This window comes from Novosphingobium sp. KCTC 2891, from assembly GCF_025938155.1.
In the GTDB taxonomy this organism is placed as follows: domain Bacteria; phylum Pseudomonadota; class Alphaproteobacteria; order Sphingomonadales; family Sphingomonadaceae; genus Novosphingobium.
In genome coordinates this window covers 400,410-424,261 of the sequence record NZ_JAPCZG010000003.1, presented here as the reverse complement: position 1 = coordinate 424,261, position 23,852 = coordinate 400,410, and the positions used below count along the sequence as shown (strand labels likewise).

General features: G+C 66.5%; 28 protein-coding genes. 14 read left to right on the top strand and 14 right to left on the bottom strand.

Features of this window, described 5'->3' with window-relative positions:
• Nucleotides 1–27 precede the first annotated feature (27 nt).
• Nucleotides 28–465 (bottom strand): hypothetical protein, encoded by a 438-nt coding sequence (locus tag OLX02_RS08375; RefSeq protein WP_264421886.1) that lies wholly within the window; start codon nt 463–465, stop codon nt 28–30.
• 200 nt (nt 466–665) lie between these two features.
• On the opposite strand from OLX02_RS08375, the gene OLX02_RS08370 reads away from it, so the two are divergent.
• The 6 genes from OLX02_RS08370 (at nt 666) to OLX02_RS08345 (ending at nt 5,215) form a co-directional block, all read left to right on the top strand.
• Nucleotides 666–1,037, top strand: a complete 372-nt coding sequence (locus OLX02_RS08370; RefSeq protein ID WP_264421885.1) for a hypothetical protein — start codon at nt 666–668, stop codon at nt 1,035–1,037.
• A gap of 73 nt (nt 1,038–1,110) precedes the next feature.
• On the top strand, nt 1,111–2,307 hold the full coding sequence (locus OLX02_RS08365; RefSeq protein ID WP_264421883.1) for an acyltransferase family protein: 1,197 nt from the start codon (nt 1,111–1,113) through the stop codon (nt 2,305–2,307).
• A 147-nt stretch (nt 2,308–2,454) separates the two neighbouring features.
• A complete protein-coding gene (rpsF, locus tag OLX02_RS08360) occupies nt 2,455–2,817 on the top strand; it encodes a 30S ribosomal protein S6 (protein ID WP_264421881.1) in 363 nt (120 codons plus the stop codon).
• Between the two features lie 3 nt (nt 2,818–2,820).
• On the top strand, nt 2,821–3,045 hold the full coding sequence (gene rpsR, locus OLX02_RS08355) for a 30S ribosomal protein S18 (RefSeq protein ID WP_169492015.1): 225 nt from the start codon (nt 2,821–2,823) through the stop codon (nt 3,043–3,045).
• 12 nt (nt 3,046–3,057) lie between these two features.
• Complete coding sequence (gene rplI, locus OLX02_RS08350) at nt 3,058–3,657, top strand: 50S ribosomal protein L9 (RefSeq protein ID WP_264421875.1); 600 nt, start codon at nt 3,058–3,060, stop codon at nt 3,655–3,657.
• 121 nt (nt 3,658–3,778) lie between these two features.
• Nucleotides 3,779–5,215 (top strand): AMP nucleosidase, encoded by a 1,437-nt coding sequence (locus OLX02_RS08345; protein WP_264421873.1) that lies wholly within the window; start codon nt 3,779–3,781, stop codon nt 5,213–5,215.
• A gap of 85 nt (nt 5,216–5,300) precedes the next feature.
• On the opposite strand, the gene OLX02_RS08340 is transcribed toward OLX02_RS08345, so the two are convergent.
• The 4 genes from OLX02_RS08340 to OLX02_RS08325 all read right to left on the bottom strand — a co-directional run bounded on the left by OLX02_RS08340 (nt 5,301) and on the right by OLX02_RS08325 (nt 9,413).
• The gene (locus OLX02_RS08340; protein ID WP_264421871.1) at nt 5,301–5,825 is read right to left on the bottom strand and encodes a YbjN domain-containing protein; all 525 of its coding nucleotides are present in this window, start codon (nt 5,823–5,825) and stop codon (nt 5,301–5,303) included.
• 120 nt (nt 5,826–5,945) lie between these two features.
• Nucleotides 5,946–7,784, bottom strand: a complete 1,839-nt coding sequence (locus tag OLX02_RS08335) for a M2 family metallopeptidase (RefSeq protein WP_264421869.1) — start codon at nt 7,782–7,784, stop codon at nt 5,946–5,948.
• Between the two features lie 91 nt (nt 7,785–7,875).
• Nucleotides 7,876–8,634 carry an alpha/beta fold hydrolase gene (locus OLX02_RS08330; RefSeq protein WP_264421868.1) on the bottom strand — a complete coding sequence of 253 codons (759 nt, stop codon included), beginning with the start codon at nt 8,632–8,634 and terminating at the stop codon, nt 7,876–7,878.
• Nucleotides 8,631–9,413, bottom strand: coding sequence for a sulfite exporter TauE/SafE family protein (locus OLX02_RS08325; protein WP_264421867.1), 783 nt, complete (start codon nt 9,411–9,413; stop codon nt 8,631–8,633). The genes OLX02_RS08330 and OLX02_RS08325 overlap by 4 nt, the downstream gene beginning before the upstream one ends.
• A gap of 277 nt (nt 9,414–9,690) precedes the next feature.
• Between OLX02_RS08325 and OLX02_RS08320 the strand changes: the two genes are divergently transcribed.
• The gene (locus tag OLX02_RS08320; protein ID WP_264421865.1) at nt 9,691–10,341 is read left to right on the top strand and encodes a hypothetical protein; all 651 of its coding nucleotides are present in this window, start codon (nt 9,691–9,693) and stop codon (nt 10,339–10,341) included.
• A 64-nt stretch (nt 10,342–10,405) separates the two neighbouring features.
• On the opposite strand, the gene OLX02_RS08315 is transcribed toward OLX02_RS08320, so the two are convergent.
• From OLX02_RS08315 to ffh, 7 genes are all read right to left on the bottom strand, one after another.
• The gene (locus OLX02_RS08315; protein WP_264421863.1) at nt 10,406–11,431 is read right to left on the bottom strand and encodes an aspartate-semialdehyde dehydrogenase; all 1,026 of its coding nucleotides are present in this window, start codon (nt 11,429–11,431) and stop codon (nt 10,406–10,408) included.
• Between the two features lie 234 nt (nt 11,432–11,665).
• Nucleotides 11,666–12,046, bottom strand: coding sequence for a 50S ribosomal protein L19 (gene rplS / locus OLX02_RS08310; RefSeq protein WP_264421861.1), 381 nt, complete (start codon nt 12,044–12,046; stop codon nt 11,666–11,668).
• 3 nt (nt 12,047–12,049) lie between these two features.
• Nucleotides 12,050–12,790 carry a tRNA (guanosine(37)-N1)-methyltransferase TrmD gene (gene trmD, locus OLX02_RS08305; protein ID WP_264421860.1) on the bottom strand — a complete coding sequence of 247 codons (741 nt, stop codon included), beginning with the start codon at nt 12,788–12,790 and terminating at the stop codon, nt 12,050–12,052.
• Nucleotides 12,787–13,107, bottom strand: a complete 321-nt coding sequence (locus OLX02_RS08300) for a hypothetical protein (protein ID WP_264421858.1) — start codon at nt 13,105–13,107, stop codon at nt 12,787–12,789. The genes trmD and OLX02_RS08300 overlap by 4 nt, the downstream gene beginning before the upstream one ends.
• Nucleotides 13,108–13,111: 4 nt before the next feature.
• Nucleotides 13,112–13,618 carry a ribosome maturation factor RimM gene (gene rimM / locus OLX02_RS08295; RefSeq protein ID WP_264421856.1) on the bottom strand — a complete coding sequence of 169 codons (507 nt, stop codon included), beginning with the start codon at nt 13,616–13,618 and terminating at the stop codon, nt 13,112–13,114.
• A 6-nt stretch (nt 13,619–13,624) separates the two neighbouring features.
• Nucleotides 13,625–14,083 (bottom strand): 30S ribosomal protein S16, encoded by a 459-nt coding sequence (gene rpsP, locus OLX02_RS08290; protein WP_264421854.1) that lies wholly within the window; start codon nt 14,081–14,083, stop codon nt 13,625–13,627.
• Between the two features lie 52 nt (nt 14,084–14,135).
• Nucleotides 14,136–15,617 carry a signal recognition particle protein gene (ffh, locus tag OLX02_RS08285; protein ID WP_264421852.1) on the bottom strand — a complete coding sequence of 494 codons (1,482 nt, stop codon included), beginning with the start codon at nt 15,615–15,617 and terminating at the stop codon, nt 14,136–14,138.
• A gap of 285 nt (nt 15,618–15,902) precedes the next feature.
• Between ffh and OLX02_RS08280 the strand changes: the two genes are divergently transcribed.
• The 7 genes from OLX02_RS08280 to OLX02_RS08250 all read left to right on the top strand — a co-directional run bounded on the left by OLX02_RS08280 (nt 15,903) and on the right by OLX02_RS08250 (nt 22,483).
• Nucleotides 15,903–17,582, top strand: coding sequence for a putative bifunctional diguanylate cyclase/phosphodiesterase (locus tag OLX02_RS08280; protein ID WP_264421851.1), 1,680 nt, complete (start codon nt 15,903–15,905; stop codon nt 17,580–17,582).
• A gap of 65 nt (nt 17,583–17,647) precedes the next feature.
• The gene (gene dapF, locus OLX02_RS08275) at nt 17,648–18,457 is read left to right on the top strand and encodes a diaminopimelate epimerase (protein ID WP_264421850.1); all 810 of its coding nucleotides are present in this window, start codon (nt 17,648–17,650) and stop codon (nt 18,455–18,457) included.
• Nucleotides 18,454–19,641: a MiaB/RimO family radical SAM methylthiotransferase gene (locus OLX02_RS08270; protein WP_264421849.1), complete on the top strand. Its 1,188-nt coding sequence runs from the start codon at nt 18,454–18,456 to the stop codon at nt 19,639–19,641. Before dapF ends, OLX02_RS08270 begins: the two co-directional genes overlap by 4 nt.
• The gene (ftsY, locus tag OLX02_RS08265) at nt 19,638–20,576 is read left to right on the top strand and encodes a signal recognition particle-docking protein FtsY (protein ID WP_264421848.1); all 939 of its coding nucleotides are present in this window, start codon (nt 19,638–19,640) and stop codon (nt 20,574–20,576) included. Before OLX02_RS08270 ends, ftsY begins: the two co-directional genes overlap by 4 nt.
• On the top strand, nt 20,573–21,229 hold the full coding sequence (locus OLX02_RS08260; RefSeq protein ID WP_264421847.1) for an inner membrane-spanning protein YciB: 657 nt from the start codon (nt 20,573–20,575) through the stop codon (nt 21,227–21,229). The genes ftsY and OLX02_RS08260 overlap by 4 nt, the downstream gene beginning before the upstream one ends.
• A gap of 131 nt (nt 21,230–21,360) precedes the next feature.
• The gene (locus OLX02_RS08255) at nt 21,361–21,936 is read left to right on the top strand and encodes a urate hydroxylase PuuD (RefSeq protein ID WP_264421845.1); all 576 of its coding nucleotides are present in this window, start codon (nt 21,361–21,363) and stop codon (nt 21,934–21,936) included.
• A 214-nt stretch (nt 21,937–22,150) separates the two neighbouring features.
• A complete protein-coding gene (locus tag OLX02_RS08250; protein ID WP_264421844.1) occupies nt 22,151–22,483 on the top strand; it encodes a hypothetical protein in 333 nt (110 codons plus the stop codon).
• 2 nt (nt 22,484–22,485) lie between these two features.
• Here OLX02_RS08250 and OLX02_RS08245 read toward each other — a convergent pair whose 3' ends face one another.
• Both OLX02_RS08245 and OLX02_RS08240 read right to left on the bottom strand, forming a co-directional pair.
• Nucleotides 22,486–22,839, bottom strand: a complete 354-nt coding sequence (locus OLX02_RS08245; RefSeq protein WP_264421843.1) for a response regulator — start codon at nt 22,837–22,839, stop codon at nt 22,486–22,488.
• Nucleotides 22,836–23,789: a sensor histidine kinase gene (locus tag OLX02_RS08240; RefSeq protein WP_264422077.1), complete on the bottom strand. Its 954-nt coding sequence runs from the start codon at nt 23,787–23,789 to the stop codon at nt 22,836–22,838. The genes OLX02_RS08245 and OLX02_RS08240 overlap by 4 nt, the downstream gene beginning before the upstream one ends.
• Nucleotides 23,790–23,852 lie beyond the last annotated feature (63 nt).

Sequence of the window (23,852 nt, the reverse complement as noted above, 5' to 3'; positions counted from 1 at the left end):
GCGAATCTTACCGAACTGCGGTTCCTCTCAAGTCCCGCGCCGCGCCAGAAGTCCCTTCAGCACCAGCGCGAAAGACGCGACCATCGCGAACGACAGCGTCACCAGCAGCACGCTCACCAGCGCTTCCTGCCACGCCGCGCCGGTGCGCCCGGCGGCGCTGAGCGGCATCGTCTGCCCGCCCACGCCCCACACCGCAGCCAGCAGCGTCGCCAGCCAGTTCGACACGGTGCCGAAGACCAGCAGCACGAACGCGGCCCCCTCCTCGCGTCCGGAGAGATGAACACGCGACCAGCCCGCGCCCAGCGCCAGCATCAGCGTTCCGTTCATCAATCCTTCCAGATGCGCGACCAGCCCCATGCGCGGATTGGCAAGGCTGCCCGAGACAAAGCCCGTGAGCAGCCCCAGCATTACCAGAACGGCGCCCAGCACCATCAGCCGCCGCGCCATATCATGGCCATTTTCCATGCCCCTGCCATTCAAGGCATTGTCATCGTTGCCCATTTTCCTGCCCCCTCAGGCGTTTTCCCGGAAATGTTGTGAAGCGGACCATTGCCATGTGCAAGCGATCCCTTCGGTAGGAATGCTTAGCGCCGCGCGCCGGGGTGAAAGCTGCACCCCGCGCTCCGTTCTACGATCCGTGGTTAACACCAGCCGGGAGAAGGACGATGTTTCTCGATATCAGCAACGGCAGCCAGAACATCGACGTGGGCGCGCTGCGCCGGGCCGAACGCATCGGGCTGGAACTGCCGGTGCGGTGCCGCCGCGGCGTGATACGGTCAACAGTCATGCTTAAGGATCTCACTCCCTACGGCGCGCGGGTCGACGGACTGGAAAAGCAGCGCATCGGCGAGCCGCTGACGCTGCTGATCCCCGGCCTGCAGGCCAAGACGGCCTATGTCGTGTGGTCCGAACCGATGGCCTCCGGGCTGGAGTTCGATCATCCGCTGCACCAGGCCGTGTTCGACGCGCTGGTCAGTGACTTTGCCATCGGTCACTACCGCAAGGTGGCGAAGCGCCCGATCCGCCGGGCAGCCTGAGCCCGGCGCCGCGAAACCGGACTTGCTGCGCCCGGCGAAAGCGTCCAATGCGCGCCGCGGACCGGGTTGCGACATGACGGGAAAGATCAAGGCACAGGCCGTGCAGGGCCGCGCGGCCGGCGAAAGCCGGCGGATGCATCACGTCGATGCGGCGCGCGCACTGTTCCTGCTGCTCGGCATCCCGTTCCACATCGGCATGATCGCGGTGTTCAACCGCTCCCCGGCCATCGCCGGGTTCAGCGATGCGCCGCTCATCGTGTTCTCGATGACGTTCATCCACGCTTTCCGGATGTTCGCGTTCTTCCTGCTGTCGGGCTATTTCGCGGCGATGGTCCGCGAACGGCGCGGACGCCACACCTGGCTGGCAGACCGCATGGCACGGATCGGCGTGCCGCTGCTGGGCAGCCTGGCGACGCTGGGCGTGGTCCAGCATTACTTCCACCGCGCGCTGCTGTCGGAAGCGCCCGGCGGCATCCACGGACTGCCCCTCGCCTTCGATCACCTGTGGTTCCTGTGCGTGCTGCTCGGCTTCGTGGTGACCTTCTTCCTGTTCCCCGGCACGTGGCTGCCTCGCCGTGATGGCGTCGCGGGAAACACCATCGGCCGGGCCTTGTGCCTCGAAGGGCGGCTCTGGCCGCTTGCTCTTGCCCTGCTGGCGCTGTGGGGCTTCGCGCAGGGCGGGCTGGAAGACGCCCTGCCCCGCCGCCGCGCGTTCGAGATCGACCTTGGCGTCCAATATCTGATGCATGCGCCCGCTTTCGCGATCGGCGTGCTGGCTTGGCACCTGCGGATCGGCGAGCGCCTGTTCGACCTTGCCGGCGCGCGCCTGCCCCTGCTCGCGGGTACGCTGATCGCCGCCTACCTGCTGCTCAGCCAGTTGTTCCGGCCCATTCTCGGCCTTTCACGCGGGCTCTCCATGGCGGAGAACGTGCTCGGCAACCTGATCGAACTGCCCACCGCTTACGTCCTGTCGCTGATGGCGCTGCGCCTGCTCGCACGCGTCGCCGCACGGCCCAGCGCGCTCGTGGCGTTTCTGGTCGAAGGGGCGATGGCCATCTACCTGTTCCACATGGCCTTCGTGATGCTGGCCGTCGCGTGGCTGCCCCGCCTGCCGCTGGTGCCGGAAGCGCAGTGGCTGATCGGCTCGGCGGTGGTACTGGGACTTTCCATCGGCGCCTTCCTGATCGCGCGGCGCAATGCCCTGCTCTCGCTGGTATTCTGCGGCAAGGCGATGGAGCGGCCCCGGCCTGCCCTGCCCTTTCCCGCCTGAATACCCCGCGCCTTGCATTCGGCGCGGAAATCGCTAAGGGCAACCGCTTCCGCAGCAAAACTGCGCGGGAATCGAAGAAAGCCGGAGGGGCCCCGCAATCCCGCGGATCGCCAGCGATCGGTTAGACAGACAAGGACGCAAAGCACCATGCCGCTTTATGAGCATGTGTTTCTGGCGCGCCAGGACCTGAGCCAAGCTCAGGTCGATGCGCTCGCTACCGCCGCCACCGAGATCGTCGAGAGCAACGCAGGCAAGGTCACGAAGACCGAAACCTGGGGCCTCCGTTCGCTGGCTTACAAGATCCAGAAGAACCGCAAGGCTCACTTCGTGATGCTCAACATCGACGCCCCCGCCGGCGTCGTGGCCGAGCTGGAGCGCCAGACGTCGATCAACGAAGACGTCATCCGTTACATGACCGTCCGCGTCGAAGAACACGAAGCCGGCCCGTCGGTGATGATGCGCAAGAACGAGCGCGACCGCAGCCGTCGCCGCGAACGCGAAGGGGAATAAGAGATGGCTCGTCCGTTTTTCCGCCGCCGCAAGAGCTGCCCGTTCTCGGGCAAGAACGCGCCGAAGATCGACTACAAGGACGTGCGCCTGCTTCAGGGCTTCATGTCGGAACGTGGCAAGATCGTCCCGTCGCGCATCACCGCCGTCTCGGCGAAGAAGCAGCGTGAGCTGGGCCAGGCGATCAAGCGCGCCCGGCACATCGGCCTGCTTCCCTACATCGTGAAGTAAGGAGCGCCAGTCATGCAGATCATCCTGCTCGAGCGCATCGAGAAGCTGGGCATCATCGGTGACGAAGTGACCGTCAAGGACGGCTACGCCCGCAACTTCCTGCTGCCCAACAAGAAGGCGCTCCGCGCCAACGCCGCCAACCGCAAGGTGTTCGAGGCCAACCGCGCCCGCATCGAAGCCGAAAACGCCGCCCGTCGTGAAGACGCCAGCGCCGAATCCGGCAACGTGGAAGGCAAGGAAGTCATCCTCATCCGCGCTTCGTCGAACTCGGGCCAGCTCTATGGTTCGGTTTCGGTGCGCGACATCGTCGACGCACTGGTCGAACAGGGCGCCAAGGTGACCAAGTCGATGGTCGTCCTGGAACGTCCGATCAAGACCATCGGCGTCTCGACCGTCAAGGTCGCGCTGCACCCGGAAGTCGTGGTGACCGTGAAGGTGAACGTCGCTCGTTCGCCGGACGAAGCCGCTCTCCAGTCGCAGGGCGTGGACGTCATGGCCGCGATGTTCGACACCGAGTCGGGTGGCTTCACCGAAGACTACGACCCGAATGCGGAACCGGGCGAAATCCCGACCGACCTTCTCGAAGGCGGGGAGGAAGTGGAAGAAGCCTGATCGCTTCTCCGCTTTCTGCAAACGACAAGGGGGCGCTCCGCAAGGGGCGCCCTTTTTCGTTGGCGGCGACCTTCTGCCCCCGGACTTCCCGTCGCCACCTTCGCCCGCTACACCATGGGCAATGCCGAACATCCCCGCGATCCTCGCCGACCTCTCCCGCATCCATGACGAGGCCGTGGCCCGGCTGCGCGGCGATATCGCTGCCTTCGCCAACGACGGCACCCCGCCGCCCCCGTCGCGCCGGCACGATGGCAGCTATTGCTATCCGGAGCTGCGGATCACCCTGGCGGCCGACCCTGGCACCATTTCCACCGGCCGTTCGTTCGGGCGCCTCACCCACCGCGGCACCTATGCCTGCACGGTGACCCGGCCGGCCTTGTTCGCCGACTACCTGGGCGAACAGCTCCGGCTGATCCTGGGCAGCTACGACGTGTCGGTGGAGGTAGCCCCCTCGCGGCAGGAAATCCCCTTCCCCTATGTGCTCGACGGCGCTTATGGCGCGCAGCTCGGCGGGGTCAGCCCGCAGGAACTGGCGCGCCATTTCCCCGCGACCGAGCTTGCGCATATCGGCGACGAGATCGCCGACGGCGAATATGTTCCGGGCGATGGCCCGCTGCCGCTGTCCCTGTTCGACGGGCCACGCACCGATTTCAGCCTCGCGCGGCTGGCGCACTACACCGGCACCCGGCCCGAGGATTTCCAGAAGTTCATCCTGTTCACGAACTACCATCGCTACGTCGATGAATTCGTCGACTGGGCCGGACGACAACTCGGCTCGGATCGCTACGTAGCGCTGTCAGGCGCGGGCGGCCTGCATCTGGATGCACCGACGGAAAACGCACGGGCGCGGCTGTCAGACACGGCGTGGCGGCGGCACCAGATGCCGGCCTATCACCTTGTCGCGCCCGACCGGTCGGGCATCTCGCTGGTCAACATCGGGGTCGGTCCGTCCAACGCCAAGACGATCTGCGACCATCTTGCCGTGCTGCGACCCGAAGCCTGGCTGATGATCGGGCACTGCGGCGGCCTGCGCCCCACGCAGAAAATCGGCGACTACGTGCTCGCCCATGCCTACCTGCGCGACGATCACGTGCTCGATCCCGTGCTGCCGCCGGAAATCCCGATTCCCGCGATTGCCGAAGTGCAGGTCGCGCTGGCGCAGGCGGCGGAAATGGTGAGCGGCACGGGCGGCGCCGACCTCAAGACGCGGATGCGCACCGGCACCATCGTCACCACGGATGATCGCAACTGGGAACTGCGCATCGCGAGTTCCGCCCGCCGGCTCAGCCTGTCGCGCGCGGTGGGCATCGACATGGAGAGCGCGACCATCGCCGCACAGGGCTATCGCTTCCGCGTGCCCTACGGGACCCTGCTCTGCGTGTCGGACAAGCCGCTTCACGGCGAGATCAAGCTGCCCGGACAGGCCAACCGTTTCTACGAGGAAGCGATCGCCGCCCACCTCGCCATCGGCACCACTGCCTGCGAACTGCTCCGCGCCCAGGGGGACCGCCTGCACAGCCGCAAGCTGCGCGCGTTCAACGAACCCCCGTTCCGCTGATTCCGCCCCCTCCAAACGGCAACGAGCCGCCACGCTGCAGGGGGCGTGACGGCTCGCCGGGGTAAACCGGTTGTGATTGCGAAGATCAGCGCGCGGCGGCGCTGGCCAGTTGGGGTGCGCGGCCGGGCGTGAAGGCCTCGTCGCCGATCGTGTCGAGCGCCATGCCGAAGCTCTTGACCACCAGCGCGAAAACCGACGAGTCGATGCCGCTTCCGGTCACCACGTCCCACGTCATGTTGATCGACTTGTCCTCGCCCACGGAAACCGCGCCAAAGCGGTTGTCCTTGACGAAAGCGATGGCCTTCTGCGCATCGAACGGACGATCAGGCACGAAGCTGGCGTTGAACTGGAGCGACTGGCAGCCTTCGTGCGTGATCGCGTTGCAATCGTAGAACACGACTTGCGTGGTCCAGCCGCCGATGTCCGCCTTGACCAGCGGATCGCCGGAGGAATCCGCCACCAGTTGGGCATCGTGGCCAAGCGCTTGCAGCGCAGTGACCACGCTTTGCGGCTTCATCGCGGAAACTGGCTCTGCGGCATGGGCGGCGAACGGCACGATCAGGGCGCCAGACGCAATTAGCCTGCAAAACGAGCCGAAAATCGACTTCATCAGGGGCATCCTCGGTTTTATTATTTTGTCCCGAGAACGTCTCACAAAGCGAAGGGCGCGGCAAGCGCCTTGAAAGCCCCTGCCACGCCCTTCAAAAAACGGCGGAAATACTGGTTTTTCTTACCAGCCGCAGTCCTTGCCCTTGTTCTGCTGGGCCAGCCACTTCGACAGCGGCGCGAAATAGCGAATCATTGCCTTGCCGCTCATCTCGCGGCTGCCGGTGAACGCCTGCAGCGCATCGGGCCACGGCTTCGACGCGCCCATGCTCAGCATCGCGTTCAGCTTTTCGCCCACCTGCTTGTTGCCATAGAAGCTGCACCGGTGAAGCGGCCCCTTCCAGCCGGCCTGCTTGCACGCCGCCTCGAAGAACTGGAACTGGAGCACCCGCGCGAGGAAATAGCGCGTGTAGGGCACGTTGCCGGGGATGTGGAACTTGGCACCCGGATCGAACGCATCGGCGGGGCGCTCCGCCGGCGGCACGATGCCCTGGTACTTCAGGCGCATGTCGTTCCACGCGGCCTCGTAGTTCGCCGGCTTGATCGATCCGTCCATCACGCCCCAGCGCCAGCGGTCGATCAACAGGCCGAAGGGCAGGAACGCCACCTTGTCCATCGCCTGGCGCAGCAGCAGGCCGGTGTCCTTGCTGGCGGGCGGCACCTTGGCGCGATCAAGCAGACCGATCTGCACGAGGTATTCGGGCGTGATCGACAGCGCGATGAAATCGCCGATGGCCTCGTGGAAGCCGTCGTTGGCGCCGTTCAGATAGAGCGTGTCCTGCTTGTTGTAGGCGCGCTGGTAATAATTGTGGCCCAGCTCGTGGTGGATCGTGGTGAAATCGTCGCCGTTCACCTTGATGCACATCTTGACGCGCAGGTCGTCCTTGTTGTCGAGATCCCACGCCGAGGCATGGCACACCACTTCGCGGTCCTGCGGCTTCACGAACTGCGAACGCTGCCAGAAGCTGTCAGGCAGCGGCTTGAAGCCCAGCGACGAGTAGAAGCCCTCACCCGCCTTGACCATCTTGAGCGGATCGTAGCCCTTGGCCTGAAGCAGTTCGCCCACGTCATAGCCCAGATCGCCGGCGCCCGCCGGAGCGACCACATCATAGATGTTGCCCCACTCCTGCGCCCACATGTTGCCAAGCAGGTCGGCGCGGATCGGGCCGGACTTGGGCTGCACGCCGTCGCCATACTTCTCGTTGAGCTTGCTGCGGGTGTAGCAGTGCAGCTGTTCGTAGAGCGGCTTGACCTCGGTCCAGATCTTTTCGGTCAGCGCGGCGAAAGCTTCCGGAGTCATGTCGTAGTTCGAGCGCCACAGCGCGCCCGTATCGGCAAAGCCCAGCTCCTGCGCGCCGGCGTTGGAAATCTCCATCATCCGGGCGTAGTCGGCCTTCATCGGCTTGCCGACATTGTCGTGCCAGCTGAGCCACATTTCCTTCAGCTCATCGGGATTGCGATTGCTGCCCATCGCCGCTTCGATGTCGCTGCCGTTGATCGGCTGGCCCTTCAGCGTGCCCTTGCCCTTGCCGTAGACGCCCTGGATACGCGCCTGGAGCGTCGCGAACTCTTCCGCCGACCCGGGCGTGGTGGGGGCCGGGCTGGTGATCTGCGTCCGCATGATGACCAGCTTGCGCGCCAGTTCGGGCGAGATGCCCGCCACCTTGGCATAGTCCGCCGCCTGCTTGGCCTGCGCCACCTGCAACGACGTGAACGCGGCGTTCGATTCCGCCGCCAGCGCCTCGGTGTCGTCGGTGATGTAGGTCTCGTAGATCCACTCGTTGCGACCGGAGCGGAGCGTCTCGTCGTAGAGCTGCTTTTCCGCCGACTTCACCCAGTCGGCCGCGCCGGCGGGAGTCAGCGCAGGTGCAGCGCCAGCCGCGGGGGCAGGCGTTGATTGTGCGGCGGCCGGAACGGCAATGCTGGCCGCGGCCAGCGCGAGCACGGACACGAAGGTCTTCATGGAAAGAGCTACTCCCTGAGGGCTTGTCTTGTCGCCGCACGTTTCACGCACGGCGCAGCTATACCCTTGGTTAGCCCGCCCCGCTTTCAGGTCAAGCCGAACCGGTCAGAAATGTAACCATCTCCCGTCCCATTTCCGGCATGGTCACGCTGCTCATGTGCGTGCCGGGAATGGTCGCGCGCCGAGCGTTGGGCAGCGCTTCGGCCAGCCGGTCGGCCGAACCGTTGTCGTTGTCCTTGTCTCCGCACAACACCAGCGTGGGCATCGAAATCGCCGCAAGCTGCGCAGGATCGGTATCCTCCATCGTCTGGAGCAGAAGACGCGCGGCCACCCGGTCCACGTTCATCGTCTTGAGGAACTGCTGCGAGAGGTAGGCCGGATCGCCCGGCCGGATCGTGCCGAAGCGGTCGATCACGTCCAGGAAGAAGTCCTGCCGCTTGGCCCAGCCGGCAAGGCCTTCCAGCCCCATCCCCGCCAGCACCAGCCGGCGCGGGCGCAGTCCGGCGATGACCGCCCGCGCGGAGGTGCGCGAGCCGAGCGAGAAGCCCGCGAGGTCGAAGTCGTCCAGCCCCAGATGCGCCACCAGCGCCTCCGCATCGCGCACCAGCACGTCGGGCGGATAGGCCGCCGGATCGTGCGGCGCGGCGCTGTCACCGTGGACCCGCAGGTCCGGCATCAGACACTCGAACCCGGCCTCGGCCAGTTGCGCCGCCGTGCCGAACTTCACCCAGTTCACCTGCGCGGAGGAAAACAGCCCGTGGAGCAACACCAACGGCCGCCCTGCACCCATGCGGTGCAGCGCCAGTCGGGCGCCGCCGAACCCTTCGTAATATTCGGTGGTCACAGTCATGAGCCGAGCAATTTCACTCCCGAGAACAGCAGCACTGCCGCCAGTGCCGGACGCAGGATATGATCGGGCGAGCGCGTGGACAACAGGCTGCCGATCGCCACGCCCGGAATCGAGCCCATCAGCAGGTTGAGCAGCAACGTGGAATCAACCCCGCCGATCATCCAGTGGCCGAAGCCAGCGACCAGCGTGAGCGGCACGGCATGGGCAATGTCGGTCCCCACGATGCGCGACACGCGCAGCGCCGGGTAGAGCATCAGCAGCGCGGTCACGCCGATGGCGCCCGCCCCGACCGACGAAATGGACACCGCCACGCCCAGCACTGCGCCCAGCGCGATGGTAGGCACCACGGCGCGGGTGTCTTCGAGGCGCTCGTGGCTCTTGGCCAGCACCGCCAGCTTCTTCTGGAACAGCGTGGCCAGCGCGGTCAGGATGAGCATCGCACCCAGCATGGTCAGGATGAGGTGGCTGGTGTCCTTGCCCACTTTCCCGAACCACGACACCGCGATCAGCGTGACGATGGCTGCAGGTACGCTGCCGCTCGCCAGGCGGCGCATGATCTTCCAGTCGACGCTTTCATGGCGGTTGTGGACGAACGAGCCGGCAATCTTGGTCATCGAGGCGAACAGCAGGTCGGTGCCCACCGCGGTGCCGGGATTCACGCCAAAAATCAGCACCAGGATCGGGGTCATCAGCGATCCGCCGCCCACCCCGGTCAGCCCCACGAGGGTTCCGACGAGAAGCCCGGCGACCGCGTGCAATATATCGAAGTGTTCCAGCATCAGCCCCCCTCGGTCCCGTGGTCGGGTTCCTCAGACGCGCGCGTCTTATCGGGCGGCGGCGGATCGCTGCAATCGGAATCGTCGCCAAAGTCTATTGTTCTACTTGGGAATGCAGAAGCGGGCCTTTCGACACGGCCCTCCGCCTGTCGCTCGCCAACAACTCTTGCCGGACGAAGGGGACGCAGGCGGGGGTGAACCGAAGGAAAAGCGGAACGGCGCGCACCTGGCGGAGTTGACAGGTCCGAGAGACGGGCAAACGCGCCCGAAGGAGAATACAATGCCCAGCAATCGCCTGATCTTTTCGGTCGTTTCTGCCAGTGCGCTGGCGCTCTCGATGGCCAGCCCGGCGCACGCCGGCAAGGCCGATCGCGCGCGCCAGGCCATTGCCGCCGCGCAGGCCAAGATCGATGCCGCCGCCACCACCGGCGCGGGGATCGAAGTGCCCCACCAGCTTGCAGACGCCAAGGCGACCCTCGCCCGTGCCCGCGAAAATCTTGCGTCGCACCATAAGCCCGAGGCCATCGACGCCGCAATCGAAGCGCAGGCGCTGGCCGATGCAGCTCTGGGCGAGGTCCAGAAGCACAAGCAACAAGCCGCGCTGGTCCAGCAGCAGGTCGCACAGGATCAGGCCGCAATCGCACAGCAACAGGCCGCGCAGGCCAATGCGCGCGCCGATGCCGCACAGCAGTCGGCCGCCATCTCGGCCCAGCAGGCCGCCGATGCGCGGATCGCCGCTGCCAGCGCGGCGCAGACCAAGCCCCCGGCTCCTGCAAGCGTCGAGACCACGGTGACCACGCAGACGGCCGCTTCCACCCCGCGCGTCACTCACCACACGCGCGTCGTGAAGAAGCGGGCCGCGCGGCACCACGTCGCCGCTTCCACGGCAGCGCGCGTCACCACGACCACCACCGTCCGGACGCCGCGCTGAATGAAAAAGGCCCGGCTCCGCAAAGGCGGAGCCGGGCCTTTTCAAGCGCTTGCCGAAAGGAGCGTCAGCCCTTCTTGAGGTGACGGCGGCCCAGCAGTTCGGCGATCTGCACAGCATTGAGTGCGGCGCCCTTGCGCAGGTTGTCCGAAACGCACCACAGCGCCAGGCCGTTTTCGACGGTCGAATCCTCACGCACGCGCGACACGAAGGTCGCGAAATCGCCCACGCATTCGATCGGGGTGACGTAACCCCCGTCCTCGCGCTTGTCGACGAGCATCACGCCCGGCGCCTCGCGCAGGATGTTCTGGGCTTCCTCGGCCGAGATCTCGTTCTCGAACTCGATGTTGATCGCCTCGGAGTGGCCGACGAACACCGGCACGCGCACGCAGGTGGCGACAACCTTGACCTTGGGATCGAGGATCTTCTTGGTCTCGGCCACCATCTTCCACTCTTCCTTGGTCGAACCATCGTCCAGGAAGACGTCGATGTGCGGGATCACGTTGAACGCGATCTGCTTGGTGAACTTGCGCGTTTCGACCGGATCGCCGACGAAGATCGCGCGGCTCTGCTCGAACAACTCGTCCATGCCTTCCTTGCCCGCGCCGGAAACCGACTGGTAGGTGGCAACCACGACGCGCTTGATCTTGGCGGCATCGTGCAACGGCTTCAGCGTCACCACCATCTGCGCGGTCGAGCAGTTGGGGTTGGCGATGATGTTGCGCTTGGTATAGCCGTCGATCGCCTCAGGGTTCACCTCAGGCACGATCAGCGGCACGTCCGGGTCCATGCGGTAGAGCGACGAGTTGTCGATCACCACGCAGCCCTGCGAAGCGGCCTTCGGCGCATAGATCTTGGTCGGACCGGAGCCGGCAGCGAAAAGTGCGATGTCCCAGCCGGTGAAGTCGAAGTTCTCGACGTTCTGCACCTTGAGCTTGCGGCCCGTCTCGCCGAACTCGATCTCGAGACCCTGCGAGCGGGGCGATGCGACCGCTGCGATCTCGTCGCACGGAAATTCGCGCTCGGCGAGGATGTTGAGCATTTCGCGGCCCACGTTGCCGGTGGCCCCAACGACGACTACCCGATAACCCATTGTCTGCACTCCTCCGGGCGACGGCCCTGCCCCGCTGGGGCGTGTGGCGCCGTGCCTTAGCGGCTGGTTCCGACCAGCCAAGCCAATTGGCCTTTCGGCCGTTCAATATCCCGTTTGCAAGGAAGCCCGGGCGAATACCCTCCGGATGCGAAAAAGGCGCCCCGGCAGTTGTGCCAGGACGCCTTTTCTACGGGGTTCGATCCGTCTAGGCGTGGGCTTTTCAGCCCTCCCTGGTCAAGCCTTCGCGTCGGTCTTGGTGACCTTGCGCTCGGCGATACGCGCCGATTTGCCGGTGCGACCACGCAGGTAGTAGAGCTTCGCACGGCGCACGACGCCCCGGCGAACGACGGTAATCGAATCAATGTTGGGCGAGTAGAGCGGGAACACGCGCTCCACGCCTTCGCCGAACGAGATCTTGCGAACGGTGAAGTTCGAGCCGAGGCCGCGGTTCGAACGCGCGATGCACACGCCTTCGTAAGCCTGGACACGGGTACGCTCGCCTTCGACGACGCGCACGCCAATGCGCACAGTGTCGCCCGCGCGGAAAGTCGGGATTTCCTTCTTCGCCTTGTATTCGGCGATAGCTTCAGCTTCCAGCTGCTGAATCAGGTTCATTTTTCAATCGTCCTGCACTTCTCGCTGCGCGCCAGAGGCAGACTGGACCCGAGCACCGTTATGGCGCTCCCAAAGATCCGGCCTGCGTAACCGTGTATCGTCTTCCGAGCGGCGTTTCCGCCACTCCGCGATTTTCGCATGATCCCCCGATCGCAGCACTTCAGGGATCGCGCGCCCTTCCCACTCAGCAGGTCGGGTATAGTGCGGGTATTCCAGGAGACCGTTCTCGAACGACTCCTCATGCCCGCTGGAAGGGGCGCCCATTACGCCGGGAAGCAAGCGAATGCAAGCGTCGAGCAGCATCAGCGCGGCGCACTCCCCGCCCGACAGCACGATGTCGCCCACCGAGACTTCCTCAACCGCGCGGCCCTCGAAGATCCGCTCGTCGAACCCTTCGAACCGGCCGCACAGCACAATCACGCCCGGCCCCTCGGCCAGTTCGCGCACGCGCGCCTGCGTCAGCGGCTTGCCCCGGGGGGTCATGGCGATCACCGGGCAGCCGGGGTGCGCCTCCAGGGCGTGGTCCACCGCCTTGGCCAGCACATCCACCCGCAGCACCATGCCCGCACCGCCGCCAGCGGGCGTGTCGTCCACCGTCTTGTGCTTGTCGATGGCGAAGTCGCGGATCTGGACGGCGTCCATCGCCCACTTGCCCTCACGCATCGCGCGCCCAGCCAGGCTGACGCCCAGCGGGCCGGGAAACATCTCGGGATAGAGCGTGAGGACGGTGGCGGCGAAGGTCATTCGAATGTCACCACGTCCAAAGGCTGCGACGCGGACCGGCGCGTCGCGCGCAGGGCGACCGGCACGCCCACCACGGCCGCGACAATCAGGCCCAGCATGAACACCGCGCCCAGCGGCACGAGCGTGGTCAGGTGATAGGCCCGCCAGACCGCGATCAGCCCCGGCGTGACCGGCACAAGGCCCGCGCCCAAAGCCGCCAGAGCCACGCGCTTGCGGCGGGCCATGGCGGGAAACCGTGCGCCCAGGCCATGGGCAAAGACCGCTGCCAGCACCGCCGGCAACACGATCAATGCCAGCACGATGATCAGCAGCGACACCGGCTCAATCCTCCGCGTAAACGGCTTCGATCACCAGCCGTTCGGCGTTCCATTCCGGCACCGCCTCGACCCGCATCGGCACCATGAAGCGCTTGCCCGGTGTGCCGTCCTCGGCGGCCGGCCGCCGGATTTCCAGGACGTCGCCGGCGCCGTAATTGTCGACGCCGATACATTCGCCCAGCGCCTCGCCGGTGGTGGACACCGCCGGCAGGCCGAGCAAGTCGGCGTGATAGTATTCGCCCTCGGCCAGCGGCGGCAAAGTCGAACGCGGCACGGTCAATGCCGTGCCGCGCAACTTTTCCGCGGCCGTGCGGTCAGGCACTTCGGCAAAGCGGGCGATCGCACCGCCCTTGCCGTCGTCGCGCAGCTTTTCCAGCGTCAGCGCGGAATCGTTGAAGGCGCGGTAGCGCTTCAACGCCCCCACGCCTTCCCCGAACAGCTTCAGGCGGACCTCGCCCGTCACGCCGTGCGCGCCGGTGATGGCTGCCAGCGTGACCGGACGATCCCGCACCGGTGCTTAACCTTCGGCCTGCTCAGCCGGGGTTTCCTCGGCCGGAGCTTCGGCAGCCGGCTCTTCGGCGGGCGCAGCAGCAGCGGCGGCAGCAGCCTCGGCGGCCTCGCGCGCGGCTTCTTCAGCTTCGGCGATCTTCTTGGCCTTGTCGTCGGCGCGCTCCTTGGCCTTCTTGCCCGGCTCGCCCTTGGCAGGATTCACGGTCGCGGTGCGCTCCTTGATGCCGGCCTTGTCGAGCATACGGGCAACACGGTCGGTCGGCTGCGCACCAACGCCCAGCCAGTAACGCACGCGGTCCTCGACGAGGCGAACGCGGTTTTCGTCGTCCTTGGCGAGCAGCGGGTTGTAGGTGCCAACCTGCTCCAGGTACTTGCCGTCACGCGGGGCGCGGCTGTTGGAAACGACGACCTTGTAGTACGGGCGCTTCTTGGAACCACCGCGCGAAAGACGAAGAGAAACAGACATCTGGACTACCTTTCAAACAATTCTGGAATTTGCAATTTGTGGAAACCGGAATTCATTTCTTGCGGAGCAGATCACCGAGGTTAGACGGAAGACCGCCGCTGCCGAGGCCCGGCAGGCCGCCCCCACCACCGCCAAGACCGGCAAGACCGCCCGGTCCCATCTGCTGGTCGAGCCCCGGCATCGCGCCGCCAAGCCCGCCCTTGCCGAAGAGGGCGCCGAGGCCCTTCAGCCCGCCCATCTTCTTGATCTGCTTCATGGCCTTGGCCATTTCCATGTGCATCTTGATCAGCTTGTTGACGTCCTGCACCTGGGTGCCGGAGCCCTTGGCCACGCGGATCTTGCGCTTGGCGTTGAGCAGTTCGGGCCGCGCCCGCTCGGCCACGGTCATCGAACCGATGATCGCGTCCATGTGGAGCAGCACCTTGTCGTCCATGCCCGACTGCGCCATCGCCGCCTTGGCCTTCTTCATGCCCGGCAGCATTCCGGCCAGCGCGCCCAGCCCGCCCATGCGCTGCATCTGCTGCAACTGCGTGCGCAGGTCGTTCATGTCGAACTGGCCCTTGGCCATCCGCGCGGCGAGCTTTTCGGCCTCGTCCTGCTGGACCGTCGCCGCCGCCTTCTCGACGATGGAGACGATGTCGCCCATGCCAAGGATGCGCCCGGCAACACGGCCGGGGTGGAACTGCTCGATCGCGTCCAGCTTTTCGCCGGTCGCGGCGAACTTGATCGGCTTGCCGGTCACCGCGCGCATCGACAGCGCCGCGCCGCCGCGTGCATCGCCGTCCATGCGGGTCAGCACCACGCCGGTCAGGTCGACCTGGCCCGCAAAGCTCTGCGCGACGTTGACCGCGTCCTGGCCGGTGAGCGAATCCACCACCAGCAGCGTTTCGCGCGGGGTGGAGACGGCAGCGGCCGCCTTCATCTCGTCCATCAGCGCCTGATCGACGTGGAGGCGGCCCGCGGTATCCAGCAGCAGCACGTCCACCGCCTGCAGCTTCGCCGCGTTCATGGCGCGCGTCGCGATCTCGACCGGTTGCTGGCCGACGATGATCGGCAGCGTGGCCACGCCCGCCTGCTCGCCCAGCACCTTGAGCTGTTCCTGCGCCGCGGGGCGGTTGACGTCGAGCGACGCCATCAGGACCTTCTTGCCCTGCTTTTCACGCAGCAGCTTGGCGATCTTGGCCGTGCTGGTGGTCTTGCCCGACCCCTGGAGGCCGACCATCATGATCACCACCGGCGGCGCGGCGTTGAGATCGAGATCGGCGGTATCCGACCCCAGCATCTCGACCAGCGCGTCGTTGACGATCTTGACGACCTGCTGGCCGGGCGTGACCGACTTCAGCACGTTCTGGCCAATGGCCTGCTCGGTCACGCTGTCGACAAAGCGGCGGACCACCGGCAGCGCGACGTCGGCCTCGAGCAGCGCGATCCGCACTTCGCGCATGGCGCCGCGAACGTCGTCCTCCTGCAGCGCGCCGCGGCCGCGCAGGCGGTCGAACACGCCTCCAAGCCGGTCTGAAAGACTATCGAACACGCGCCTGCTCCTGTTTCGGGCGATAACCTGAAAAACGCCAAAAACGCCGGTGTGCGAAACCTCGCAGACCAGCGTGTGGCATCCATCGGGCCATCATCGAATCCGTCACGAACACCACGCATGGCCTCCGCGAACCGGGCGCGCTTACGCCCATCGCCGCGCGAAAGCAAGAGCCACGCCGCTGCTCCCCCGCGCCCCGGCGCCTTCATGGGGACCTTAACCAAAAATTGAGGACACCTCGCATACCTTTGCGACCGGATTTCCGAAGGGGCACGGACAAGGCGCATGGCGAGGGCCAGGGACCACAGGAGCAGGCACAGCGAGATCGGGCAGGATCCCACGGCGCCCGCCCCGCTGAAGCGTGCCGAGCGCGATGTCGTGGCGCTCGGCATCCTCGTCGCCGCAATCCTGATGTTCGTCGGCACCGGTTCTTCGGTGATGAGCCACATCGTGCGCAGCTATGTGTTCGGCGAGGCCAACAGCGACGCCATGCTCGGCAACGCGCTGATTCTCAACATCGCGCTGATCATCTTCGGCTGGCGGCGCTATGCCGAGCTGACGCGCGAAGTCGGCGAGCGGCGCAAGGCCGAGGAAACCGCACAGCTCCTCGCCCACACCGATCCGCTTACCGGTTGCCTCAACCGCCGCAGCCTCGATGGCGCCATCGAAGACCTGATCCGCCGTTCGGCCGCCGCCGGCGAAGATGTGGTGCTGGCGATGATCGACCTCGACAAGTTCAAGCGGTCGAACGACCTCCACGGCCACCAGGCCGGCGATGCCGTTCTGGTGGAGACCGCGCGCCGCATCCGCGGCCTGCTGCCCGAACGCTCGGTCCTCGCGCGGCTGGGCGGTGACGAGTTCACCTGCGCCGCAGCTTTCGCGCCCGGCCACCTTGCCGCGATCGAGAACCTGGCCGCCCGGCTGAACGAGGCGATCGCCCTGCCCATCGCGTGGAACGGCATCACCATCGAGATTACCGGCTCGATCGGGCTTGCCCGCGGCGAGGCGGCGCCCGACGTGACCGCGCAGGAGCAGTCTCACCGGCTCCAGCACCGCGCGGACCTGGCCATGTATCAGGCCAAGAAGGGCGGGCGGAACCGCTACTGCTGGTTCGATCCGGGCATGGAGCAGGAACTCCAGTTCCGCAGCGAGTTCGAGCGCGGCATCCGCGAAGGCGTCCTGCGCGGCGAATTCGTGCCCTTTTATGAAAAGCAGATCGATCTCGAAAGCGGCGAGCTGACCGGCTTCGAAATGCTCGCGCGCTGGCGCTCGCCGCGCCATGGCCTCGTCAGCCCCGAAGTGTTCATTCCCATCGCCGAGGAAATTGGCGTGATCGCCGATCTTTCGGAATCACTGATCCGCCAGGCGCTGGTCGATGCACGCGAGTGGAACCCGGCGCTTTCGCTGTCGGTCAACATCTCGCCCATCCAGCTTCGCGATCCGTGGTTCGCGCAGAAGCTTCTCAAGCTGCTGGTCGAAGCCAACTTCCCGCCCAGCCGGCTCGACATCGAGATCACCGAGACCTGCCTGCACGAAAACCTCGCCGTCGTCCGCTCGCTGATCACCTCGCTGCGCAACCAGGGCATCACGATCAGCCTCGACGATTTCGGGACCGGCTATTCCAGCCTGTCGCAACTGCGCACGCTGCCGTTCGACCGGATCAAGATCGACCGCAGCTTCGTCTCCTCGCTGGGCAAGAACAAGGACAGCTCCACCATCGTCGAGGCGATCTCTTCGCTCGGCAAGGGCATGGACCTGCCGATCACCGCCGAAGGCATCGAGAACGGCCGCATCCATGACGAACTGCGCAAGTACGGCAACTTCAAGGGTCAGGGCTACCTCTATGGCGAGCCGGAAAGCGCAGAGGACGTGCGCCGGGCACTGGCCGAGCAGAACCTGCTCGTCACCCCGCCGCTGCCTGCCGACCCTGCCAAGCCCGACCTCCCCCACGCCGTCAACGGCTGAACGCCGCGCAAAAAGCCCGCACCCGCGCATTGCGCCGGGAGCGCCGGGAGCCTAGATCGCGCCCCATGCGCGTTCCCTTTCGCAAGATGCACGGCCTCGGCAACGATTTCGTGGTGATCGACGCCCGCGAAACCGCGGTGCCCATGTCCCACGCCCGCGCCGCCGCCCTCGCCGACCGGCGCACCGGCATCGGCTGCGACCAGCTGATCGTGCTGGAGCCATCGGCCGTGGCCGACGTCCGGATGCGAATCTTCAACAACGACGGCGGCGAAGTCGAGGCCTGCGGCAATGCCAGCCGCGCGGTGGGCCTGCTGCTGGGCGGCACGCAGACGATCGAGACGCTGGGCGGGCTGATCCGCTCCGATGCCGGGCCGGACGGCGTGACCGTGGACATGGGCCAGCCCCGCTTCGACTGGGACGCGATCCCGCTCGCTTATGCGATGGACACGCTGACCATGCCCGTCGGCTGGGAAAACCTGGACGCGCCCACCGCGGTCAATGTCGGCAACCCGCACGTGATCTTCTTCGTGCCCGATACGCACGCGGTCGATCTCGCCCGGCTTGGCCCGCTGATCGAGAACGACCCGCTGTTTCCCGAACGGATCAACGTCAACGTCGCCAGCCTGATCGGGCCCGACCACCTCGCGCTGCGCGTGTGGGAACGCGGCGCCGGCCTCACCCGCGCCTGCGGCACCGGCGCCTGCGCCACCGCCATCGGCGCGATGCGGCGCAAGCTGACCGGTCGCAAGGTCACTGTCGATCTTCCCGGCGGGCCGCTGGTGATCGAATGGACGGCCGAAGGCACGATCCTGATGACCGGCCCTGCTGCCACCAGCTTCGAAGGCACGTTCGAGGACGCGGACTACCCCGCGTGAGCGGAGACGTCGTCACGCTGGGCTGCCGGCTGAACCTCGCCGAAAGCGAGACGATCCGCGCCATGCTGGCAGGCGGGCCGCCCACGGTCGTGGTCAATTCCTGCGCCGTCACCGCAGAGGCGGTACGCCAGTCGCGCCGCGCGGTCCGCCGTCTGCGCCGCGCCCACCCGGGCGCCCGCCTGCTCGTCACCGGCTGCGCCGCCACCATCGAGCCGGACAGCTTCGCCGCCATGCCCGAAGTGGACGGCGTGGTTGCCAATCCCGCCAAGGCTGACCCGGCGGCATGGCGACCGGACGCCGCCGCCCAAGCCACTGTCCAGCCCGCCGCCAGCGCGCACCACACCCGCGCCTTCGTGCCGGTGCAGACCGGCTGCGATCACGCCTGCACGTTCTGCATCATCCCGCAGGGGCGCGGCGCCAGCGTCTCGGCTCCCGTCACCGATGTCCTGCGCGCCATCGAAGGCCACCTTGCGCTCGGCGTGAACGAAGTGGTCCTGACCGGCGTCGACGTCACCGGCTGGGGCGCGGATCTGCCCGGGACCCCGCGCCTTGGCGATCTCGTCGCCGCGATCCTTGCCGCCTTCCCCCGGCTCCCGCGCCTGCGCCTGTCTTCGCTCGACGGGGTGGAAATCGACGGCCTGCTGTTCGAGCTTGTCACCGGCGAGGCCCGGATCATGCCGCACGTCCACCTGTCGCTCCAGTCGGGCGACGACATGATCCTCAAGCGGATGAAGCGCCGCCACAGCCGCGCACAGGCCATCGCGCTGGCCGAACGCCTGCACGCCGCGCGGCCCGACATCGCGCTCGGCGCCGATCTCATCGCTGGCTTCCCCACCGAAACCGCCGCGATGCACGCCGAGAACGTGTCGATCGTGGCGGCCTGCGGCATCGTCCACGGCCACGTCTTTCCCTATTCCCCCCGCCCCGGCACGCCCGCCGCGCGGATGCCGCAAGTGCCGCCGCCGCTGGTGCGGGAACGCGCCGCCGAAGTGCGCGCCGCCGTTGCCGCCGAGCGCGCGCGCTGGCTGGCCGGTCTGGTCGGGCGCCCGCGCGAAGTGCTTGCCGAACGCGACGGCACCGGCCATTCCCCCGAATTCGCCCCCTACCGCCTGCCGCAGGGAACGCTTCCCGGCAGCATCGTTACTCTCACGCCCACAAGGATCATCGAAGGAATGCTGGCATGAGCCCCGAGCCGGACACGTCGAGCTGGTCGGACCGCCTTCTTGGCGGTTTCCGCAAGACTTCCGAACGCCTCGCCGGCAATCTCACCGGCTATTCCGGGACGACCCGGCTGAACCCGGAGCAACTGGACGACATCGAAGACGCGCTGATCCTGTCCGATCTCGGCCCGCGCGCCGCCGGGCGTATCCGCGAACGGCTCGCCGCCGCGCGCTTCGACAAGGGGCTGGACGACCATACCCTGCGTGAGGCGGTGGCCGAGGAAATCGCCGCGATCCTGCGCCCTGTGGCCAAGCCGCTCGATGTCGTCGCCTTCCCCCGCCCGCAGGTGATCCTCGTCATCGGCGTCAACGGATCGGGCAAGACCACCACCATCGCCAAGCTCGCCCACCTGTTCCAGGAACAGGACTACGGCGTGATGCTCGCCGCAGGCGACACGTTCCGCGCCGCCGCCATCGGCCAGCTCAAGGTCTGGGCAGATAGGCTGGACGTGCCCATCGTCACCGGCCCTGAGGGCGGCGATCCCGCCTCGATCGTATTCGACGCGGTCAAGTCGGCGACCGAAACCGGCATCGACGCGCTGATCGTCGACACGGCCGGCCGCCTCCAGAACAAGCGCGAGCTGATGGAAGAACTGGCCAAGATCCGCCGCGTGCTCGGCCGCCTCAATCCGGAAGCGCCGCACGACGTGGTCCTCGTGCTCGACGCCACCAACGGCCAGAACGCGCTCCAGCAGATCGAGACGTTCAAGGAAGTGGCGGGCGTGACCGGCCTCATCATGACCAAGCTCGACGGCACCGCGCGCGGCGGCGTGCTGGTCGCGGCGGCGGAGCAATATGGCCTGCCGATCCATGCCATCGGCGTCGGCGAGAAGATCGACGACCTGCGCCCGTTCGATCCCGACCTGCTCGCCAAGGTCATCGCGGGAGTGTTCCAGTGAACGCTGAGCCTACGCAAAAGCCCAAGTCCTCGTGGGTGAACCTTGCGGTCGACTACGGCCCCCTGCTGGTGTTCTTCCTCGCCTACAAGGCGTTCAGCCCCAAGGACGGGTCCGGTTCCGGCCTCGAAGTCGGCGCTGCGGTCGCCGTGACCAAGTCGACCATGGTGTTCATGGGCGCGACGGTACTGGCGCTGATCGTGTCGAAGTGGCGGCTGGGCAAGATTTCGCCGATGCTCTGGCTGTCGACCGCGTTGATCGTCGGCTTCGGCACGCTGACCGTGCTGCTGGGCGATCCGTTCTGGATCCAGGTCAAGCCGACCGCGATCTACCTGCTGTTCGCCGCCGTCCTGTTCGGCGGGTTGTGGCGCGGCAAGCCGGTGCTGCGCACGCTGCTCCAAAGCGCGTTCGACGGCCTGTCGGACGAAGGCTGGCTCAAGCTTTCGCGCAACTGGGCCTTCTTCTTCCTGTTCCTTGCCGGCCTCAACGAAGTGCTGCGCCACACGCTCAGCTTCGATGGCTGGCTCCAGGCCAAGCTGTGGGGCGTGACCGCGCTGTCGTTCCTTTTCACCTTCGCGCAAATCCCGATGCTGATGAAGCACGGCCTTGGCGAGGAGGCCACGACCGAGGTCGAGCAGAACCCGCCGCACGACTGAAACGGCCTGCCGCATTTGAAAATGGTGTGACAATCCTTACACGCCCCCTAATATGCGTGTCGAATGCCGGTGGCCGGGGCCTGGCCAGGCTCACGCACGGCATCGCATAACATTGATATAAGGGGGAAATAATGGCGAAATTCTTCGGAAACCTGCACCTCGTGCTAGCCGTCGGCCTGGTCGCGGCGATCGCACTGATGTTCGCTTACAGCCCGGACGTGGCGGTCACCGTCAATTCCGTTTTCCGTTGGCTGCACGTGTTCTTCGGTATCCTGTGGATCGGGCTGCTCTACTACCTGAACTTCGTGCAGGTGCCGACGATGCCCAAGATCCCCGCCGAGCAGAAGGGCGCCATCACGGGCCACATCGCGCCGAAGGTGTTCTTCTTCTTCCGCTACGCCGCACTGCTGACCGTGATCACCGGTCTCGTTATCGCGATCGTCAGCGGCTACGGTCACCGCGCACTGACGCTGAGCGGCTACAGCAAGGCCGAGAACCTGATCGGCATCGGCATGTGGCTGGCGATCATCATGGCCTTCAACGTGTGGTTCATCATCTGGCCCGCGCAGAAGAAGATCCTCGGCATCGTCGAAGCCTCGGCCGAAGAGAAGGCCGCTGCCGCGCCGCGCGCGCTGGCCGCCAGCCGCACCAACCTGCTGCTGTCGCTGCCGATGCTGTACTGCATGGTCAGCGCCAACCTGGGTTGACCTGAACGGCACCTAACGACACCTGACAAAGCCCGAAGGCGCGCGACACGCGCCTGAAGGCCACCAAAGCGGCGCGTCGCCCCACCCGGGCGGCGCGCCGCTTCCGTTTGCGGGGAACCGCAACCAGCCCCATGCGTTGGCCGGCCATGCCCGGCGTTCGAACGCAGGGCTTTCTGTTACGCCGTCACTATCCAGGGATTGGAGCAAGACCTTTATGCGCAAGCTTTCCATCGCCGCCATGTCGTTCGCCGCCGCCGGCGCTCTCGCGCTTTCTGCCTGCTCGGAAAAGACCCAGGACAACGCGTCTGAGACCGCCTCCTCCGCCGCCAACGACGTGGCCGCTGCCGCAACCGATGTGGGCGATGCCGCCAGCACCGGGGCCGACGCGGTCAGCGACGCTGCGAGCAAGGCAGTGGACAACGCCGGCGAAGCAGCCGACCGCGCCGCCGCCGCTGCCGACAAGATGGGCAGCCACGTGAAGCAGGGTGCCGCCGAAGCCGAAGCCACCGTTCAGAACGAATCGGTCGCCAAGGCGAAGCGCGACTAAGATCAGCCTCCGGTCAGCCGGGCGAGTTCGGCAACGAGCGCGCCCGGTTGATAGGGCTTCGACAGGACGGTCACGCCCGAAAATTCGTCCTGCACCACGCCATAACCCGTGGCGATTACGAACGGCACGCCGCGCTCGCGCAAGGCGCGTGCGATCGGGGCACCGGGTTCACCGCCCAGGTTCCAATCGAGAACCGCCGCGTCGAGCGCCTCACCGCCGGCCAGTGCCAGCCCTTCGGCCAGGGTTCCTGCCGGCCCGAGCAGCACCGCGCCCTCATCCTCCAGGATATCGCCCAGCATCGCGGCGACGATGAATTCGTCCTCCACGATCAGGATGCGCTTGCCTGCGATCGTCATGCCGCCACCGCGCCCGGAAAGGCGATCCGGCAGACCAGTCCCGCAGGATCATAGACCACCTCCGCCCGCCCGCTCAGCTGGCGCGACACCGCGCCTTCGATCATGCGCGACCCGAAGCCCTTGCGCTGCGGCGCCGCCACCCGCGGGCCGCCGCGCTCGCGCCATTCGATCGCAATCCAGCCGCTTGCCGGATCGACGGTCCAGCTCACATCGACCCGGCCCTCGCTGCCCGAAAGCGCGCCATACTTCATCGCATTGGTGGAAAGCTCGTGCATGACCATGATCAGCGGGACGGTCGGCTCGGCCGTCACCATCACCTCGGGGCCGGACAGGTGAAGCACAGCGCCGCCGCAGATCGCGGTGCCCTGGCGGATGATCTCCTCCAGCGAGGCCCCCGCCCAGCTCGCACGGCTGAGCGTGGTGTGCGCACCGGCCAGTGCCGAAAGGCGCTCGTTGAACTTGACCACCGGCTCGGCGGGCAGCGCCGCGCCGCGGAAAGTCTGCTGCGCCATCGCCTGCACGACCATCAGCGTGTTCTTCACACGGTGGTTCAGTTCGTCGATCAGCAGCGCGGTGCGCTCCTCCAGCAAACGCCGCTCGGTGATGTCGATGCCGGTGGACTGCGCGACGGCCAGCCGCCCTTCTCCGTCGAATTCCAGCGCATGGTTGCGCCACAGCGTCCAGCGCGGCCCATCGTTCGTCTCGAACCGGTTTTCGATCGTCAGCTCGACATTCTCGGGAGACAGCTGGTCCAGCTGCTCCTGCACGGAGGCCCGGTCCTCGCCGACGATGAACTGCCACAGGTTGCGGCCGGCCAGCGCCTCAGGCAACTCGCCCAGCGAAGCCGCATAGGCGCGGTTGGCGTAGAGAATCGTCCCGTCCGCACGGAAGCGACACACCATTTCAAGCTGCGCATCAAGGATTTCGCGGAGAACCGCGGCGCTCTGCATCACGTCTGGTCGGTCCCCGCAAACCTTGTCGGCCGACCCTACCACGCTTTGCCGTCATTCCAA

Coding starts and splice junctions, on each gene's coding strand:
- OLX02_RS08375 (WP_264421886.1), bottom strand. CDS start 465: ATGGAAAATGGCCATGATATGGCGCGGCGGCTGATGGTGCTGGGCGCC.
- OLX02_RS08370 (WP_264421885.1), top strand. CDS start 666: ATGTTTCTCGATATCAGCAACGGCAGCCAGAACATCGACGTGGGCGCG.
- OLX02_RS08365 (WP_264421883.1), top strand. CDS start 1,111: ATGACGGGAAAGATCAAGGCACAGGCCGTGCAGGGCCGCGCGGCCGGC.
- rpsF (WP_264421881.1), top strand. CDS start 2,455: ATGCCGCTTTATGAGCATGTGTTTCTGGCGCGCCAGGACCTGAGCCAA.
- rpsR (WP_169492015.1), top strand. CDS start 2,821: ATGGCTCGTCCGTTTTTCCGCCGCCGCAAGAGCTGCCCGTTCTCGGGC.
- rplI (WP_264421875.1), top strand. CDS start 3,058: ATGCAGATCATCCTGCTCGAGCGCATCGAGAAGCTGGGCATCATCGGT.
- OLX02_RS08345 (WP_264421873.1), top strand. CDS start 3,779: ATGCCGAACATCCCCGCGATCCTCGCCGACCTCTCCCGCATCCATGAC.
- OLX02_RS08340 (WP_264421871.1), bottom strand. CDS start 5,825: ATGAAGTCGATTTTCGGCTCGTTTTGCAGGCTAATTGCGTCTGGCGCC.
- OLX02_RS08335 (WP_264421869.1), bottom strand. CDS start 7,784: ATGAAGACCTTCGTGTCCGTGCTCGCGCTGGCCGCGGCCAGCATTGCC.
- OLX02_RS08330 (WP_264421868.1), bottom strand. CDS start 8,634: ATGACTGTGACCACCGAATATTACGAAGGGTTCGGCGGCGCCCGACTG.
- OLX02_RS08325 (WP_264421867.1), bottom strand. CDS start 9,413: ATGCTGGAACACTTCGATATATTGCACGCGGTCGCCGGGCTTCTCGTC.
- OLX02_RS08320 (WP_264421865.1), top strand. CDS start 9,691: ATGCCCAGCAATCGCCTGATCTTTTCGGTCGTTTCTGCCAGTGCGCTG.
- OLX02_RS08315 (WP_264421863.1), bottom strand. CDS start 11,431: ATGGGTTATCGGGTAGTCGTCGTTGGGGCCACCGGCAACGTGGGCCGC.
- rplS (WP_264421861.1), bottom strand. CDS start 12,046: ATGAACCTGATTCAGCAGCTGGAAGCTGAAGCTATCGCCGAATACAAG.
- trmD (WP_264421860.1), bottom strand. CDS start 12,790: ATGACCTTCGCCGCCACCGTCCTCACGCTCTATCCCGAGATGTTTCCC.
- rpsP (WP_264421854.1), bottom strand. CDS start 14,083: ATGTCTGTTTCTCTTCGTCTTTCGCGCGGTGGTTCCAAGAAGCGCCCG.
- OLX02_RS08280 (WP_264421851.1), top strand. CDS start 15,903: ATGGCGAGGGCCAGGGACCACAGGAGCAGGCACAGCGAGATCGGGCAG.
- dapF (WP_264421850.1), top strand. CDS start 17,648: ATGCGCGTTCCCTTTCGCAAGATGCACGGCCTCGGCAACGATTTCGTG.
- ftsY (WP_264421848.1), top strand. CDS start 19,638: ATGAGCCCCGAGCCGGACACGTCGAGCTGGTCGGACCGCCTTCTTGGC.
- OLX02_RS08255 (WP_264421845.1), top strand. CDS start 21,361: ATGGCGAAATTCTTCGGAAACCTGCACCTCGTGCTAGCCGTCGGCCTG.
- OLX02_RS08250 (WP_264421844.1), top strand. CDS start 22,151: ATGCGCAAGCTTTCCATCGCCGCCATGTCGTTCGCCGCCGCCGGCGCT.
- OLX02_RS08245 (WP_264421843.1), bottom strand. CDS start 22,839: ATGACGATCGCAGGCAAGCGCATCCTGATCGTGGAGGACGAATTCATC.
- OLX02_RS08240 (WP_264422077.1), bottom strand. CDS start 23,789: ATGCAGAGCGCCGCGGTTCTCCGCGAAATCCTTGATGCGCAGCTTGAA.